General features: G+C 74.4%; 13 protein-coding genes. 6 read left to right on the forward strand and 7 right to left on the reverse strand.

Annotated elements, in window-relative coordinates; translation table 11 throughout:
- Positions 1-188 precede the first annotated feature (188 nt).
- Together NE234_RS33330 and hrpB are read left to right on the forward strand one after the other, a co-directional pair.
- Positions 189-1,394 (forward strand): PucR family transcriptional regulator, encoded by a 1,206-nt coding sequence (locus NE234_RS33330; protein ID WP_252784863.1) that lies wholly within the window; start codon positions 189-191, stop codon positions 1,392-1,394.
- A gap of 34 nt (positions 1,395-1,428) precedes the next feature.
- On the forward strand, positions 1,429-3,828 hold the full coding sequence (gene hrpB, locus NE234_RS33335; RefSeq protein WP_252784864.1) for an ATP-dependent helicase HrpB: 2,400 nt from the start codon (positions 1,429-1,431) through the stop codon (positions 3,826-3,828).
- Positions 3,829-4,005: 177 nt separating this feature from the next.
- Here hrpB and NE234_RS33340 read toward each other — a convergent pair whose 3' ends face one another.
- Positions 4,006-4,482 carry a GNAT family N-acetyltransferase gene (locus NE234_RS33340; RefSeq protein ID WP_252784888.1) on the reverse strand — a complete coding sequence of 159 codons (477 nt, stop codon included), beginning with the start codon at positions 4,480-4,482 and terminating at the stop codon, positions 4,006-4,008.
- A gap of 442 nt (positions 4,483-4,924) precedes the next feature.
- On the opposite strand from NE234_RS33340, the gene NE234_RS33345 reads away from it, so the two are divergent.
- The 3 genes from NE234_RS33345 (at position 4,925) to NE234_RS33355 (ending at position 8,531) form a co-directional block, all read left to right on the forward strand.
- Positions 4,925-6,136 (forward strand): MFS transporter, encoded by a 1,212-nt coding sequence (locus NE234_RS33345; protein ID WP_252784865.1) that lies wholly within the window; start codon positions 4,925-4,927, stop codon positions 6,134-6,136.
- Between the two features lie 212 nt (positions 6,137-6,348).
- Positions 6,349-6,840 carry a DUF485 domain-containing protein gene (locus tag NE234_RS33350; protein ID WP_252784866.1) on the forward strand — a complete coding sequence of 164 codons (492 nt, stop codon included), beginning with the start codon at positions 6,349-6,351 and terminating at the stop codon, positions 6,838-6,840.
- Positions 6,837-8,531 (forward strand): solute symporter family protein, encoded by a 1,695-nt coding sequence (locus tag NE234_RS33355; protein ID WP_252784867.1) that lies wholly within the window; start codon positions 6,837-6,839, stop codon positions 8,529-8,531. Before NE234_RS33350 ends, NE234_RS33355 begins: the two co-directional genes overlap by 4 nt.
- 23 nt (positions 8,532-8,554) lie before the next feature.
- Here NE234_RS33355 and NE234_RS33360 read toward each other — a convergent pair whose 3' ends face one another.
- From NE234_RS33360 to NE234_RS33385, 6 genes are all read right to left on the reverse strand, one after another.
- Positions 8,555-9,169 (reverse strand): response regulator, encoded by a 615-nt coding sequence (locus NE234_RS33360; protein WP_252784868.1) that lies wholly within the window; start codon positions 9,167-9,169, stop codon positions 8,555-8,557.
- Positions 9,166-10,392: a sensor histidine kinase gene (locus tag NE234_RS33365; RefSeq protein ID WP_252784869.1), complete on the reverse strand. Its 1,227-nt coding sequence runs from the start codon at positions 10,390-10,392 to the stop codon at positions 9,166-9,168. The genes NE234_RS33360 and NE234_RS33365 overlap by 4 nt, the downstream gene beginning before the upstream one ends.
- Before the next feature lie 5 nt (positions 10,393-10,397).
- Entirely contained in the window at positions 10,398-11,132 is a 735-nt protein-coding gene (locus NE234_RS33370; protein WP_252784870.1) for an ABC transporter permease, read from the reverse strand.
- Positions 11,133-11,203: 71 nt separating this feature from the next.
- Positions 11,204-12,109 carry an ABC transporter ATP-binding protein gene (locus tag NE234_RS33375; RefSeq protein WP_252784871.1) on the reverse strand — a complete coding sequence of 302 codons (906 nt, stop codon included), beginning with the start codon at positions 12,107-12,109 and terminating at the stop codon, positions 11,204-11,206.
- A 103-nt stretch (positions 12,110-12,212) separates the two neighbouring features.
- Positions 12,213-13,442 (reverse strand): multidrug effflux MFS transporter, encoded by a 1,230-nt coding sequence (locus NE234_RS33380; protein WP_252784872.1) that lies wholly within the window; start codon positions 13,440-13,442, stop codon positions 12,213-12,215.
- Between the two features lie 123 nt (positions 13,443-13,565).
- Positions 13,566-14,135, reverse strand: a complete 570-nt coding sequence (locus NE234_RS33385) for a TetR/AcrR family transcriptional regulator (protein ID WP_252784873.1) — start codon at positions 14,133-14,135, stop codon at positions 13,566-13,568.
- A 139-nt stretch (positions 14,136-14,274) separates the two neighbouring features.
- Between NE234_RS33385 and NE234_RS33390 the strand changes: the two genes are divergently transcribed.
- Entirely contained in the window at positions 14,275-15,690 is a 1,416-nt protein-coding gene (locus NE234_RS33390) for an MFS transporter (RefSeq protein ID WP_252784874.1), read from the forward strand.
- Positions 15,691-15,741 lie beyond the last annotated feature (51 nt).

Below are 15,741 nucleotides of genomic sequence, written 5' to 3' on the forward strand. Positions count from 1 at the left end.
TTCGCGCCCATACGGCAGCAGGCTTCCGGCGGTAAGTCCAGAGGGCGGTCCGGAACCGGGGCGACGGCACAACACGAAGGCACCCCGCCTGTGCCCGGCCACAGAGCGGACGGCGAGGGCGGCGGGACGCTGGCGGCCGTGCGCCGGCGGTGGCACCATGAGCGATCACCGGCCCTCGGAGGTGACGTGTGGACGCCCGTACCGTCACGACCGGCCACACCGCGGGCGCCCTGACCCGCAGAGCGGCCTCACGCCTCGTCGCGCGGCTGCCCGACCTCGCCGACCGGCTGACCGCCGAGATCCTCAGCGGCGACGGCGCCATGCGGCCCCCCGGCCTGACCGACGACCTGTGGGACGCCTGCCACATCGGCCTGCGGCACGGCATCGAGGCCATCCTCGATCCCAGCAGCCGGCCCGACCTGAGCTGGGCCCGCGAACTCGGCCGCCGCCGTGCCGAGCAGGGGCTGCCCCTCGACCAGCTCCTGCGCTCGTACCGGCTGGCGGGCCGGGTGTTCTGGGAGTCGCTCGTCGAGGTCGCCGCGCAGCAGGACCCCGACCAGCTGCCCGCCCTGGCCCACCACGCCGTACGGGTCTGGCAGACCATCGACCAGCAGTCGAGCGTCGCCGCGGAGGCGTACCGCCGCACCGAGTTCGAGCTGCTCCGGCGGGACGAGGAGCAGGTGCAGGCCATCGTCGACGCGCTGCTGGAGGGCCGCGGCGCGGACGGGCGGCTGCTCGCGGCCGCGACGACCGTGCTCGGCCTGCCGGCGCGCGGCCGGTTCGCCGTGGCGGTGCTCCGGCAGGACGACGCGCTGAGCCGGCCCGTCGCCGGCCGCCCCGAGACGGCCGGCGGGATCCGCTTCCTGTGGCGGCTGCGCGCCGACGCCCGGATCGCCGTGGTCGACCTCGGCGACGCGGACCTGGACGACCTGGCCGAGGTGCTGCGCGCGCACGCCTGCCACCACGCCGGCCTGAGCCCGGTCGTCGACTCGCCCGCCGACCTGGGCCACGCCCGGTGGCTCGCCGAGCTCGCGCTGCGCACCTGCCGGTCGCCGCGCCAGGAGGTGGCCCGCCTGGACCGGCGGCTGCCGGCGGCGCTCGTGGTCTCCCAGCCGGAGCTCGCCGAGCACCTCCGGCGTTCGGTCCTCGACGGCCTGACCGCGCTCGACCCGGCGAAGCGAGGCCTGCTGCTGGAGACCCTGGACGCCTGGCTGGAGTGCGGCGGATCGGCGACCGCGGCGGCGCGGCGCCTGTACTGCCACCCCAACACGGTGCTCAACCGGCTGCGCCACCTCGAACGGATCTCCGGCCGTTCCACCGCCCGGCCGCTCGACCTGGTCGAACTCGTCCTCGCCCGCCATGCCCTGCACCGGAACGACGGGAACCCGGCCTGACGGGCGCCCCCCGCGGGTCCGCCACACTGGTGGGGTGCGTTCGTCCGACCTGCCCGTCTCCACCGCCCTGCCGGAACTGCGCGCCGCCCTCGACACGGCCGGGACGGCGGTGCTGGCCGCGCCGCCGGGAACCGGCAAGACCACGCTCGTGCCGCTCGCCCTGGCGGAGACGGGCCGCCGGGTGATCGTGGCCGAGCCCCGCCGGCTCGCCGCGCGCGCCGCCGCGCGCCGGATGGCCTGGATGCTCGGCGAGCCGGTCGGCGAACGCGTCGGATACGCCATCCGCGGCGAGCGCCGGCCGGGCAGCGCCGTCGAGGTCGTCACGACCGGCGTGCTGCTGCGCCGCCTGCAGCACGACCCCGACCTGCGTGCCGACGTCGTCATCCTCGACGAGTGCCACGAGCGCCACCTCGACGCCGACACCGCGTTCGCGTTCCTCCTCGACGTCCGCGCGACCCTGCGGCCCGACCTCGGCCTCGTCGCGGCGTCCGCGACCGCCGACACCGGGCCGTGGGCGGAGCTGATGGGCGGCGCCCCGGTCGTCGCCGCGGACGGCGCCGCGCACCCGGTCGAGGTGGTCTGGGCGCCGCCGCCCCGTCCCGTACGCCCGCCGCACGGCCTGTCCGTCGACCCGGCGCTGCTCGACCACGTCGCGGCCACGGTCCGCCGGGCGCTGGCCGAGCGGGACGGCGACGTCCTGTGCTTCCTGCCGGGGGCCGCCGAGATCGACCGGGTCGCGCGCGCCCTCGGCGACCGGCGCGTGCTGCGCCTGCACGGCCGCGCCCCCGCCGACGTGCAGGAGGAGGTCCTGCGTGGCCCGGACGGCGGCCGGCGCGTCGTCCTGGCCACCTCGGTCGCCGAGTCGAGCCTGACCGTGCCGGGCGTACGCGTCGTCGTGGACGCCGGGCTGTCACGGGAGCCCCGCACCGACCACGCGCGCGGGCTCGGCGCGCTGACCACCGTACGGGCGTCGCGGGCCGCCGCCGACCAGCGTGCCGGGCGCGCCGGGCGGGAGGCGCCGGGAACGGTGTACCGGTGCTGGTCGCAGGCCGAGCACGACCGGCTGCCCGAGCGCCCGCGGCCGGAGATCGCGCTCGCCGACCTGACCGGGTTCGCGCTGGAGGCGGTCTGCTGGGGCGACCCGGACGCCACCGGCCTCGCGCTGCTGGACGCACCGCCGCCCGCCGCGATGCGCGCCGCCCGTGACACGCTGCGGGCGATCGGCGCCGTGGACGACGACGGCAGGGTCACCGGCCGTGGCCGGAGGATGGCCCGCGCCGGCGTCCACCCCCGCCTGGCCCGCGCCCTCCTCGACGGGGCCGAGCACGTCGGCGCACGGGCCGCCGAGGTGGTCGCGGTGCTGTCCGACCAGCAGCGGACGGACGAGGACCTCGTCCGGCAGTGGCGCGGCCTGCGGGGCGACCCGCGGTGGCGGGACGAGGCGCGCCGGCTGCGGCGCGCCGTCCCCGACGCCCCCGACTCCGGGCCGGACGACGAGACGACGGCGGGCGTGGTCGTCGCCCTCGCGTTCCCCGAGCGGGTCGCCCGCGCCCGTACGGGCGGCGGATACCTGATGGCCTCCGGGACCGCCGCCGAGCCCGCCAGGGGCTCCGCGCTCGGCGGCGCCGAGTGGCTGGCCATCGCCGTCGCCGACCGGCCCGCGGGCGCGCCGGCGGCGCGGATCCGCCAGGCGGTGCCCATCGACGAGGAGACGGCCCGGCTGGCCGTCGGCGCGGTGGTCGAGGAGGAGGTCGCCTGGCGGGGCGACGTCGTCGCGCGCCGCGTCGAACGGCTCGGCGCGATCGAACTGTCGGCCGTGCCCCTGCCGGACCCGGACCCCGGCCTCGTACGCGCGGCGCTGCGCGAGGGCCTGCGCCGCGAGGGACTCGGCCTGCTGACGTGGACTCGCGAGGCGGAGGAGCTGCGCGCCCGGCTGGCGTTCTGCCACCGCGTCCTCGGCCCGCCGTGGCCGGCCGTGGACGACGACGCGCTGCTCGCCTCCCTCGACCTGGCCGCGAGCGGAGCCCGGAGCCGCGCCGACCTGGCGCGTCTCGACGTGACCGCGCTGCTGCGCGGCCTGCTGCCGTGGGAGTGCGCGGCCCGGCTCGACGAGGTCGCCCCCGAACGCGTCGCCGTGCCGAGCGGGTCACGGATCCGGATCGACTACTCCGGCGAGCGGCCGGTGCTGGCCGCCAAGCTGCAGGAGCTGTTCGGCTGGACCGAGACGCCGCGCGTCGCCGGGGTGCCGCTGCTCGTCCACCTGCTGTCGCCCGCCGGCCGTCCCGCCGCGGTCACCGCCGACCTGGCCTCCTTCTGGCGCGAGGGCTACCGCGCCGTCCGCGCCGAGCTCCGCGGCCGCTACCCCCGCCACCCCTGGCCGGAGGACCCGGCAACGGCCGAGCCCACGAGGAGGGCGAACCCCCGCCGCCGCTGACCCGGCCGCTCCCGCTAGGGACTCCGCGTCTCGGTCACTTCGCCGTGCCGGCCGGCGCAGCTGTGCTGCCGGCTGCCGTCGTGGTCACGATGCCGTCGCTGGTGACGGGTGGATGGCCGGTTCGCCGGGCTTGGTGCGTCAAAGCCGGCGCCGATGACGAGCAGCCGCGTCAGGCCCTCAGGAATCGGTCGGCGGGAGAAGGCGGCGCTGGAAGACGACGCGGTCGACCGTAGGGCCGTCGTAGTCGGCGACGGGGCCGGTGACCGTGAAGCCCATCGCGGTGTGGAAGGCGATGGAAGCGAGGTTCTGCGGCGAGGTGATCGCCTTGACCTCCGTGCGGTGCTCGGCCGCGGCGAGGTCGAAGAACCGCTCGTAGAGGCGGCGGGCCAGCCCGTTACCACGACGACGGGGCGCGACGCCGACGAAGTGGATGTAGGCGGCATCGGGCATCGAAGGAGACAGGAGTCCGACGAGGAATCCCGCCAGGCCGTCACCGTCTTCGGCCACCAGGCTGGTGCGATGGAAGTGATCCAGGAACAGGCGGGGCAGGATCGACCTGACCGGCCGCCCCCACCAGTCGTCCACCACCCCGACGATGTGATCGTAGTCATCCGGTTCGGCCGGTCGCAGCCGCAGGTCCTGGTTCACGACCATGAATCGTCCCGGCACCGCCCGTACCCTGTCCAGAGTTGGCTGAACAGGACGGCAGTGGATGATCACTGGCGGATGCTGCCGCGAGAAGCGCAGCGGACGCCGGCGATCACGCATCACGAGATGCCGCCGTTGTGGCGTGTACTGCGTTCGCAGTACTCGCGAGGTCACGAAGGCCATGTTCGGCCACCGGCAGGTGGTCGTCACCGCGCGGCCGGCTCCAGGCGGTCAGCGCCGAGGATCCTCGTTGTTGCGGCGACGGGAACCCTCGGCGCAGAGCCGCGAGCAGCGGCCGCCGCCACGGGGCGCTAAGGTGGCGGCGTGTTCGTTCCCTGTGTCTAGACACCACTCCTGACCGCGCCACCACGGTCGCGCGGTCCTTCGGTGTCCCCTGACGCTCCCGGCGCCGACTCCGTGCGCGCCGGTCCCCCCGAGGAACGTTCCCGTGTCTTCTCCCTCCCTCTCGTACGCCGCCGTCCTGCGCGCCCCGTACGCTCGGCGCACCTTCGGCGCCGCGCTGCTGGGCCGCCTCTCGTACGGCATGGTCTCGCTGTCCCTGACGCTGGCGGTGGCCGGTGCGACCGGCTCGTACGCCACGGCCGGCGCCGCCGTCGCGCTGTTCGGGCTGGCGATCTCGGTGCTGTCCCCGGTGCGCGCCCGGCTGATCGACCGGTACGGCCCACGGCGCGCGCTGCCGCCGATGGCGGCCGGGTACGCGCTGCTGCTGGCGGCCCTCGCGCTCGTCACCGCGCGGCATCACGTTCCCGCGGCCACGGTCGCCGTCCTGGCGCTCGGGGCGGGCGTGTTCCCGCCGCCGCTCGGCCCGGTCATGCGCACGCTGTGGAGCGACCTGCTGCCCGACCGGCGGCTGCTCCAGCGCGCGTACAGCCTGGACACCGTCGCGGAGGAGCTGCTGTTCGTGACGGGGCCGCTGCTGGCGGGCCTGTTCGCCGCGCTCCTCGATCCGGCCGTGGGCGTGGCCGTCAGCGCGGGGCTCGTCCTCGCCGGGACCCTCGCCCTGGTCTCGTCACCGGTCGCCCGGTCCCGGAGCGGCGGCGCGGTCGCTGCCGAGGACGGCCCCGCACCGCACCGGCCGGACGGAGGCTCCTTCGGCGGGCTCGGGCGGCCGGTCGCCCTGTCGGCGGGGATCGGCATGTGCCTGGGCGCGCTCGGCCTGCTGGTGGTCGCCTTCGCCGCCCGTCGCCACGAGGCCGCCGGGGCGGCGTGGGTCGAGGCGGCGCTCTCCGTCGGGAGCGCGGCCGGCGGCCTGGCGTACGGGTCGCTCTCCTGGCGGGCGGCGGCGCGGGTGCGGCTCCCGCTGCTGACCACCGCCCTCGCGGTGCCGCTCGCGGTCGCCGGCGCGGCGCCGGGCCTGTACGTGCTGTCGGCGGTGGCCTGCGTCGCAGGGCTGTTCGTCGCGCCCGCGCTGACGACGGCGTACCTGCTCGCGGAGGAGTCCGCCGCCCCCGGCGGCCGTACCCGGGCGGGCACCTGGGTCAACACCGCGTTCAACGCGGGGTCCTCGGCCGGTGCGGCGGCGGTCGGTCAGCTGGTCGGCCGGCTGCCGCTCGGGTGGTGCTTCGCGGCGGCGGCGGCTCCGGCGCTGCTGCTCGCGCTGACCGCGCTGGCGCGCCGAGGCGGGCCGGCCCGTTCCTGAGCGCGAGGGCTCCCGGCGGTCCTCGCCGGGAGCCCGGCTTTTCCCCGGATGAATTCCTGTGAAGTGGCGAATGCGACGCGGCCTGGTCTGATCTCATACCGGAGTGGGAGGACCGCGTACGGTCACGGCCGAGTAGAGAGGGGTGCCTGGTGCTCACCGGGTCACGGCCATCGCCGCGGCGCAGAACGGAGTCGCGAGACCGCGCCCGTTTTGTGGCGATAAGGAACGATGAAAGGTTCGCCATCCTGAAGGGGAGATCCCGGAGATTAGCGCTGATCATCCTTTCGACGTTCCTTGGGTGGTATTTCCTCTACGTCCTGGCGGCGGCCTTCGCTCGCGACGTCATGGCGTACCGGCTCTTCGGGAACGTCAACGTCGCGCTCGCGTCCGGGGTGCTGCAGTTCGTCGCCGTGTTCGTGCTCGCCTGGCGCTACACGCGCCACGCCCGGGCGGCGCTCGACCCCCTCGCAGCCCAGATCGTCGCGGACGCGGAGGAACGCGTCGACGAGGCGGTCCGCCGCCGCGCGACAGGTCCGTCCGCCGTCTCGTACGGCACCGCGTTCGGCGATGAGCGGCCGTACCTGGGGCCCACGCCGCCGGACGGCATGACGTCGTATCCGGGCCCCACGCCGCCGGACGGGATGGCCGCGTACCCGGGGCCGACACCTCCGGACGGGATGCCGCTGACGGGAGGGACGCGATGACCCTCGCGAGTGCGGCCTCTCTCGCCGGTAACGGGCGGACCATCACGTTCGGCCTGTTCGTCGCGCTCGTCTGCGTGACGCTGGCCATCACGGTCTGGGCGCGGACGCACACCGACGGGGCCGTCGACTTCTACGCGGGCGGGCGGAGGTTCTCCGGCCCGCAGAACGGCCTCGCGCTCGCGGGCGGCCACATGTCCGCGGCGTCCTTCCTCGGCATCGCCGGGATCATCGCGCTGTCCGGGTACGACGGCTTCCTGTACTCCGTCGGGTTCCTCGTCGCCTGGCTGCCGGTGCTGCTGCTGGTGGAGCTGATGCGCAACACCGGCCGGTTCACGATGGCCGACGTGCTCGCCCAGCGCGTACGCCGGCAGTCCTCGGTGCGGATCGCCGCGGCGGCGTCGACGGTGACGGTGACGGTCTTCTCCCTCATCGCGCAGATGGTCGGGGCCGGCGCGCTCGTCGCCCTGCTCCTCGGCGTGCGACCGGGAGCCTCCTTCCTGGGCATGTCCGCGGGCACGGCCGAGGTGGTCACGATCGTCGTGGTCGGCGCGCTGATGATCTCCTACGTGACCTTCGGCGGGATGAAGGGCACCACCTGGGTGCAGATCGTCAAGACGGCGCTGCTGATGTTCGGCGCGGCGCTGATGACGGTGCTCGTCCTCGGCCGGTTCGGCTTCGACCTCGGCCGGCTGCTGGGCGCGGCGGCCGGAGCGAGCGGCAAGGGGCACGCCTTCCTCGAACCCGGCCTGAGGTACGGCAGGGACGTCGCCGGGCACTCGTCGCGGACGCTGTTCAACAAGCTGGACCTCGTGAGCCTGGCGCTCGCCCTCGTGCTGGGCACGGCCGGTCTGCCGCAGGTCGTCACGCGGTTCTACACCGTCCCGGACGCCCGGGCCGCGCGCACCTCGGTGAACTGGGCGATCGGCCTGGTCGGCGCGTTCTACCTGATGACGATGGCGCTGGGCTTCGGCGCGACCGCGCTGGTCGGGCGGCGGGAGATCCTCGCCCGCGACCCGTCGGGCAACACGGCCGCGCCGCTGCTGGCCCGCGAACTCGGCCGGCACGTCGCGGGACGGATCGGCGGGGACGTCATGCCGGCGTTCGTCGCCGCGGTGGCGTTCGCGACGATCCTGGCGGTGGTCGCCGGGCTGGTCATGGCGTCGGCGACGTCGCTGGCGCACGACTACTTCGGCAACGTGCTGATGCTGGGCCGGCCGCGCGAGCGGCAGGAGGTGGCGGTGGCCCGGTTCGCGGCGGTCCTCGTCGGCGCGGTCGCCATCGTGCCGGCCGTCTTCGCCCGGCACCTGAACGTCGCCTTCCTGGTCGCGCTCGCCTTCGCCATGGCCGCGTCGGCGAACCTCCCGGCGATCGTCCTCTCGCTCTTCTGGCGCCGGTTCAACGCGGCCGGGATGGTGGCCGGGATCTACGGCGGGCTGGCCGCCTCGATCGTGCTGGTCGTGTTCTCGCCGGTGGTGTCGGGGAAGGTCGACCCGGTCACCGGGCAGAGCCTGTCGCTGTTCCCGAAGGGCACTGACTTCCACTGGTTCCCGCTCGACAACCCGGGCCTGGTGTCGATCCCGGTCGGGTTCCTGTGCGCGGTCGCGGGCACGTTCCTCCGGCGGGGCGAGAGCGACCCGGACCGCTACACCGAACTGTCCGTACGGTCGCTGACCGGGGCCGGCGCGCACTGAGATCACGGCCGCCGCCCGCCCCGTCAGGGGAGGAGACCCCGTTCGTACGCCTTGGCGACGGCGGCGGCACGGTCCCGGACGCCGAGCTTGTCGTAGATGTGCAGCAGGTGCGTCTTGATGGTCGCCTCGCTGACGAACAGCCGCCGCGCGACCTCCCGGTTGGTGGTGCCGTCGGCGACGAGGGCGAGCACCTCGCGCTCCCGCTTGCTGAGCGTGCCGGGGGAGGGGCCGCGCACCCGGCCCATCAGCCGGCCGGCGACGGACGGGGACAGCACCGACTCGCCGCGGTGGGCCGCGCGGACCGCACGGATCAGCTCGTCGCGCGGAGCGTCCTTCAGCAGGTAGCCGGTGGCTCCGGCCTCGATGGCGGGCAGTACGTCGCTGTCGGTGTCGAACGTGGTGAGGACGAGGACGCGCACGCCGGGATGGGTCTCGCGGAGCCGGGCGATCGCCTCGACGCCGCCCATCTCCGGCATGCGCAGGTCCATGAGGACGACGTCGGCGCCGCCGGCCAGCGCGAGCGCCTCGGCTCCGTTGGCGGCCTCGCCGGCCACCTCGAAGTCCGGGTCGCCGGCGAACACCCCGCGCAGGCCGTCCCGGACGATCGGGTGGTCGTCGACGATCAGCAGGCGGATCACGGGTTCCCTCCCGGGGGCAGCGCGGGGACGGTCGCGTTGATCGCGGTGCCCTCTCCGGGCCCGCTCTCGATCGCCAGCCGCCCGGCGACCCGGAGCAGCCGCTGACGCATCGAGGTCAGCCCGAAGCCGCCGTCACCCGCCTCGGGGTCGAAACCGACGCCGTCGTCCCGGACGTCCAGCAGGACCACGTCGTCGAGGTAGGACAGGGTCAGGCCGACCCGGGACGCGCCGGCGTGCCTGGCGACGTTGGTGAGCGCCTCCTGGGCGACGCGGAACAGCGCGACCTCCACGTCGGGGAGCATCGGCCGGGCATCCCCGGTGACCTCGACGCCGACGGGGACGCCCGACGTGGTGGACCAGCGCTCGCTCAGCCCGGTGATGGCCTCCGGCAGCCGCGCCTTCTCCAGGTGCGGCGAGCGGAGCGCCTGGACCGACCGGCGCGCCTCCGCCAGGTTGTCCCGGGCCAGCGCCTGCGCCAGGTCCGCGTGGCGCCGCCACTCGGCGGGGTTCTGCCGGGCCGCCTCCAACTGGGCGACGATCCCGGTGAAGCCCTGCGCCAGGGTGTCGTGGATCTCGCGGGCCATGCGCTGCCGCTCGTCCAGCACACCGGCCTCACGCGCCTGGACCAGCAGCTGGGCGTGCAGCCCGGCGTTCTCCTCCAGCGCCGCCTCGAGTGAGGCGTTGGCCTCGGCCAGCCGGTCGAGGAGCTCCCGCCGTCTCATCTCGAGGACCGTGAACAGCATGCCCACGGAGCCCGTGGCCGCGGCGAGGATCAGGTAGACCGGGACGGTCGCGGCGCGGAAGGACTGGAAGCCGCCGATGTAGGTGACGGAGACGATCAGCGCCGTCGCCACCACGCCGGCCTGCTTCCAGCGCCCCCGCAGGTAGACCACCTGCACGTAGCCCGTCCAGCCGAAGAGACCGAACAGCGGGCTGCGCAGGATCAGCAGTGCGAACAGGATGAGCTGGCCGGCGTAGTAGACGCCGCCCAGCCGCGGCCCCGGACCGGACGTGCCGGGCAGCGCGACGATCAGCATCCACCCGGCGGCGGCCGCCGCCAGGCCCAGCGTGGTCCCGACCTGAGCGGGCGTCTTCGCGTCGGCGAGCAGCACGAGGACCGTGGAGATGACGAGTGCCCCGTACGGGATGACCCGGAGCAGGATCGCCTCGCGCCGGTCGAGGCCGCCCGAGGGCCGGTCGACGCCGTCCGAGAGCACTGCCATCGTCTCTACTCCCAGCGGAAGGTCTTGGCGGCCACGAGCCCGGCGGCGACCGCGTACGCGGCCATTATGGCGAGTTGGGCGAGGCGGGGCTCGCTGCCCATCCAGGCGTCCCGCATCGTCTTCAGCGTCGCGCCCAGCGGGGTGTAGTCACCGACGGCGCGGAGGGCGCCGGGCATCTGCTCGCGGGGGATGTACACGCCGCCCAGGAAGAGGCTCGGGAAGAACAGCAGCATGCCGATCCCGGTGCCCGCCTTGGAACTCGGCGCGACGGAGGCGATGACCAGCCCGATCCCGAACAGCGCGCCCATCCCGAGGACGAACGCCGCGAGGAACGCGGGGAACCGCTCGGGCACGGGAGTGCCGAAGATGATCCGGGCGGCGGCGATCAGCATGGCGACGGCGGCGGTCGCCATGGCGACGTAGAGCAGGAGCTGGACCATCAGCAGGTACGCGGGACGGACCGGGGTCGTCGCCATCCGGCGCAGCACGCCCTTCTCCCGGTATCCGGCGAGCGTGGTGGGCAGGATGGACAGGCCGAGGATCGTCACCGCGATCCCCACCCCCAGCGCGGCCATGTACTCGGGGGCCGTCTGGCCGCCGAGGTTGTGCTGGGCCTTGTTCGCACCGGGCTGGAATCCGAATCCGAGCAGCAGCGCGAGCGGCAGCAGCAGGACCACCGCGGGCACGATGATCTCGCGGGCGAGGAGCTTCAGCTCCAGGTAGGTGAGCTTGGCGAGCATGGATGTCTCCTTGGGCGAGTCGGTCAGTCGATAGGCCGAGGGCGCGGCCGGTCGGTCGAGGGTGCGGCCGGTCAGTCGAGGGTGCGGCCGGTCAGCGCGACGAACGCGTCGTCGAGGCTGCTCTGCTCGACGCGCAGGTCGGCGGCGATGATGTGGTTGCGGGCCAGGACCGAGGTGACCGCCTGCAGGAGACCGTCGGTGCCGGTGACCACGATCTGCCCGCCCGTCCTGGTCACGGTCCGTACCTCGGGCAGGTCCCGCAGCAGGTGGTCCTCCAGCGGCGCGGAGGGCCGGAACCGTACCCGCTGCTCGGGGCTGACCCGTGACACCAGGCCCGCGGGCGTGTCGACGGCGACCACCCGGCCGGCGTCGATGATGGCGAGCCGGTCGCAGAGGCGCTCGGCCTCCTCCATGAAGTGGGTGACGAGCACGATCGTGACGCCCCGGTCGCGTACGTCCTCGATCAGCCGCCAGGTGTCGCGGCGCGCCTGCGGGTCCAGGCCGGTGGTCAGCTCGTCCAGGACCGCGATCCGCGGGTCGCCGACCAGCGCGAGCGCGATCGACACTCGCTGCTGCTGGCCACCCGAGAGCCGGCCGAAGCGCGTTTCCCGCTGGTCGGCGAGGCCGAGCTCCTCGATCAGCCGTCCGGGGTCGGCGGGCCGGTCGTAGAAGGAGGCGTACAGCTCCACGGCCTCGCGGACCTTCATCTTGTCCGGCAGCCGGCTCGCCTGGAGCTGGACGCCGAGCCGGCGGGTCAGCTCGGCGCGGTCCCGGCGGGGGTCGAGTCCGAGCACCGAGACCGTGCCCCCGTCGGAGGCGCGCAGCCCGGCGACGCACTCGACCGTGGTGGTCTTGCCCGCGCCGTTCGGGCCGAGGACGCCGAAGATCTCCCCTTCCTCCACGGCGAAGGACACGTCCTCGACCGCGACCTTCGCTCCGTACCGCTTGTGCAGGTTCCTGACGTCGATGACCGGCATGGCCCCTCGTTCCTCGTCTCCGGGGTGGTGGATCTCGAGGATGGCCCGCGGCGGGGTGCGCGCGGATCGACCGGTCGGGTACGGCTCCGGTGGATCCCGGGCATCAACCGATCGGTCGATGTCCCCGGGCGAGGGTCAGGTACGTGAGGAACGCGGCGGCGGTCAGCGCGGCGATGACCACGCCCATCGGGACGGCGGTGTGGGAGCCGGCGACGCCGACGAGCGGCGCCGCGACCCCGCCGATGACGAACTGCCCGAGGCCGAGCAGGGCGGAGGCGCTGCCCGCCACGGCGGGCGGGCGGCCGGTCAGGGCGAGGGCGGTGGAGCTCGGCATGACGAGCCCGACCGCGGCCACGACGAGGAACAGCGCGGGCAGGACGCCCGGCAGGCCGAGGCCGGTCCCGATCGCCACGGCGAGGGCCACGCCGCCCGTCAGGGACATGACCAGCCCGGCGGCGAGCAGCGTGCGCAGCGGCACCCGGCCGGCGAGCCGCCCGCTGACCTGGCCGGCCGCCACGATGCCGAGGGCGTTCACCGCGAAGATCAGGCTGAAGTCCTGGGGCGACAGCCCGTAGATGTCCTGGACGACGAACGGCGACCCGGAGATGTAGGCGAACATCGCGGCGAAGGCCAGGCCGCCGGACAGGGCGTAGCCGACGAAGACGCGGTCCGCGAAGAGGCCCGCGAACGTCCGGAGCGTCGAGCCCAGCCCGCCGGTGTGGCGCGCGCCCGGCGGGAGGGTCTCGCGCAGCCCGGCCCACGTGGCGGCGACCATGAGCGCGCCGATGACGGCGATCAGCACGAACACCCCGCGCCACGACGTCGCGCGCAGCAGCTGCCCGCCGACGACGGGCGCCGCGACCGGCGCGACGCCGTTGACCAGCATCAGCAGGGAGAAGAACCGGGCGGCCTCCGGCCCGTCGTACAGGTCGCGGACGACGGCCCGGGCGATCACGATGGCCGCCGCGCCCGCCGCGCCCTGGACCAGGCGCAGCGCGATCAGCGTGGGCACGTTCGGCGCGACCGCGCAGAGGAGGGAGGCGAGCGCGTACAGGGTCACGCCGGCGAGGAGCGGCCGGCGTCGTCCCCAGGTGTCGCTGAGCGGTCCGGCGACGACCTGTCCGACGGCGAGGCCCACGAGGCAGGCGGTCAGGGTGAGCTGGACGAGCGACGCCCCCGCCGACAGGTCGTGGGTCAGCTTCGGCAGGGCCGGCAGGTACATGTCGATGGACAGGGGACCGATGGCGCTGAGCGCTCCGAGGATGAGGGCCAGCCGGAGCCGATCGGTGCGGGTCGGCGTCACCTCGATGGTCTCGCTCGCCGTCGCGGGCATGTCACCTCTCTCCGTCGACGCGCCGCGGGGCGGGCGCGGGTCCGATGGAGGCAACCGGCTCTCCTGCGGGGCGAATTCCCGCTTCGATCCGGGAATGCGACAGATCACCCGCCGGAGGCGTCGTCAGGAGCGGGGGCGCAGCCCGTCCATCATGAACGACAGCAGCAGCTCGGTGTCCTCCGGCGCCCGTTCGCTCGCCACGGAGAGGGCGTGGGCCAGGCGGAGCACGTCGCAGGGCCGCAGATCGGGCCGGGCGGTGCCGGCCTCCTGGGCCCGGGTCAGGACCGTCTCGGCCGCCTGCTCGATGTCCTCGTGACAGCGGATGAACGTCTCGGACTGCAGGTCGATGACGGCCTTCAGGGTCTGCGTGAGCCCGCGCTTCTTCCGGGAGTACTGGGAGATGGTCAGGATCCAGGCCGCCAGCCCCTCCTCGGGAGGGGCGGTCTCGGCGAGCTCGTACGCCTTGGCCGCGAGCTCGTCCATCTCGACGCGGTAGACGGCCTCCTGGAGGGCCAGGCGGGTGGGGAAGTGGCGGTAGAGCGTGCCGATCCCGACGCCCGCGCGCCGGGCGATCTCCTCCAGGGACGCGTCCGCGCCGTGCTCGAGGAACGACGCCTTGGCCTCGGCCAGCAGCCGCTCGTAGTTGCGGCGCGCGTCGGCCCGCATCGGACGCTGCCCGGTGGTCGTCGACATCGCCCCTCCCAAAGCACGGTTGCCAACCGGAGGATACCTCCGTATTGTTTCGGAGGCACCCTCCGGTTAGATCGGCCGATCCCCGACAGCCACTTCGGGGGACGGCCGTAACCCTTCCTGCACGAGGAGTCTACGACCCATGTCCCAGCAGACCGTCCAGATGGGCGACCCGCCGCTCGACTCCGAGCGGCGACGACGAACACGGCACCCGGGACTCTCGCTCGCCGTCATCGTGGCCTGCCAGTTGATGGTGGTCCTCGACGCGAGCGTCATGTTCGTCGCCCTTCCCAAGATCCAGCACAGCCTCCACTTCTCCGCGACCGGTCTGTCGTGGGTGACCAACGCCTACTCGCTCGCCTTCGGCGGGCTGCTCCTCCTCGGCGGCCGGGCCGGCGACATCCTCGGGCGGCGGCGGATGTTCATCGCCGGCATCGCGCTCTTCACTCTCGCCTCGCTGCTCGGCGGGTTCTCCGGGTCGGCCGCGTGGCTGCTCGCCGCCCGTACCGCGCAGGGCGTCGGCGCCGCCCTGGCCGCGCCGAGCGCGCTCGCCCTCATCGCCACGAACTTCCAGGAGGGACCGGAGCGCAACCGGGCACTCGGGGTCTTCTCGGCCACCTCGTCGGCCGGTGCCTCCATCGGCCTGGTCCTGGGCGGCCTGCTCACCGACTGGGCGTCGTGGCGCTGGGTGCTGTTCATCAACGTCCCGGTCGGCGCCGTCGTCCTGTTCCTCGCGCCGCGGATCCTCCAGGAGACCCAGCGGCACCGCGGCCGCCTCGACGTCGCGGGCGCCGTCACGGTCGTCACCGGCATGGTCGCGCTGGTGTACGGCTTCATCCGCGCGGCCGACGCGGGGTGGGGTGACGGCGTGACCCTGGCGGCCTTCGCCGGCGGCGTCGTGCTCCTCGGCGCGTTCGTCGCCGTGGAGACGCGGGCGGAACAGCCGATCATCCCGCTGCGGCTGCTCGCCGACGGGGCGCGCGCCGGCTCGTACCTGAACATGCTCCTGCTGGCCGCGGCGATGTTCGGGATGTTCTTCTTCATCGTCCAGTTCCTGCAGAACATCCTGGGCTTCAGCCCGCTCAAGGCGGGCGTGGCGTTCCTGCCGATGTCGGGGCTGCTGTTCGTCATGGCGCGGATCACGCCGCGGCTGGTCCCACGGGTCGGCCCGCGGCGGCTCCTGCTCGTCGGCCTGCCGCTCATCGCGGTGGGAATGGTGTGGTTCACCCGGCTGTCCGCGCACAGCGGGTACGCGTCGGGTGTGCTCGGTCCGATGTTGTTGTTCGGGCTGGGCGCCGGCCTGGTGTTCCTGCCGATCACCGCGACCGTGCTGGCGGGAGTGCGGCCGGAGGACTCCGGCGCCGCGTCCGGCACGCTGCAGACCACGCAGCAGGTCGGCGGCGCGCTGGGGATGGCCGTGCTGGTCTCGGTGTACGGCCCGGCGCTCCGGCACGGCGGCCTGACCCACGGCGTGAACGTCGCCTTCACGGTCGGCACGGTCTTCGTGCTGGTGGCCCTGGTCGTCACCGCGCTCTTCCTCCGGCCGCGCGCCGCCTGAACCGGCGCGGCGGCCCTGACGCCCGCCGGGCCCGCGCGACCGCGGCCCGGC

Origin of the sequence: Actinoallomurus rhizosphaericola (assembly GCF_024055675.1) — a bacterium.
Taxonomy (GTDB): domain Bacteria; phylum Actinomycetota; class Actinomycetes; order Streptosporangiales; family Streptosporangiaceae; genus Actinoallomurus; species Actinoallomurus soli.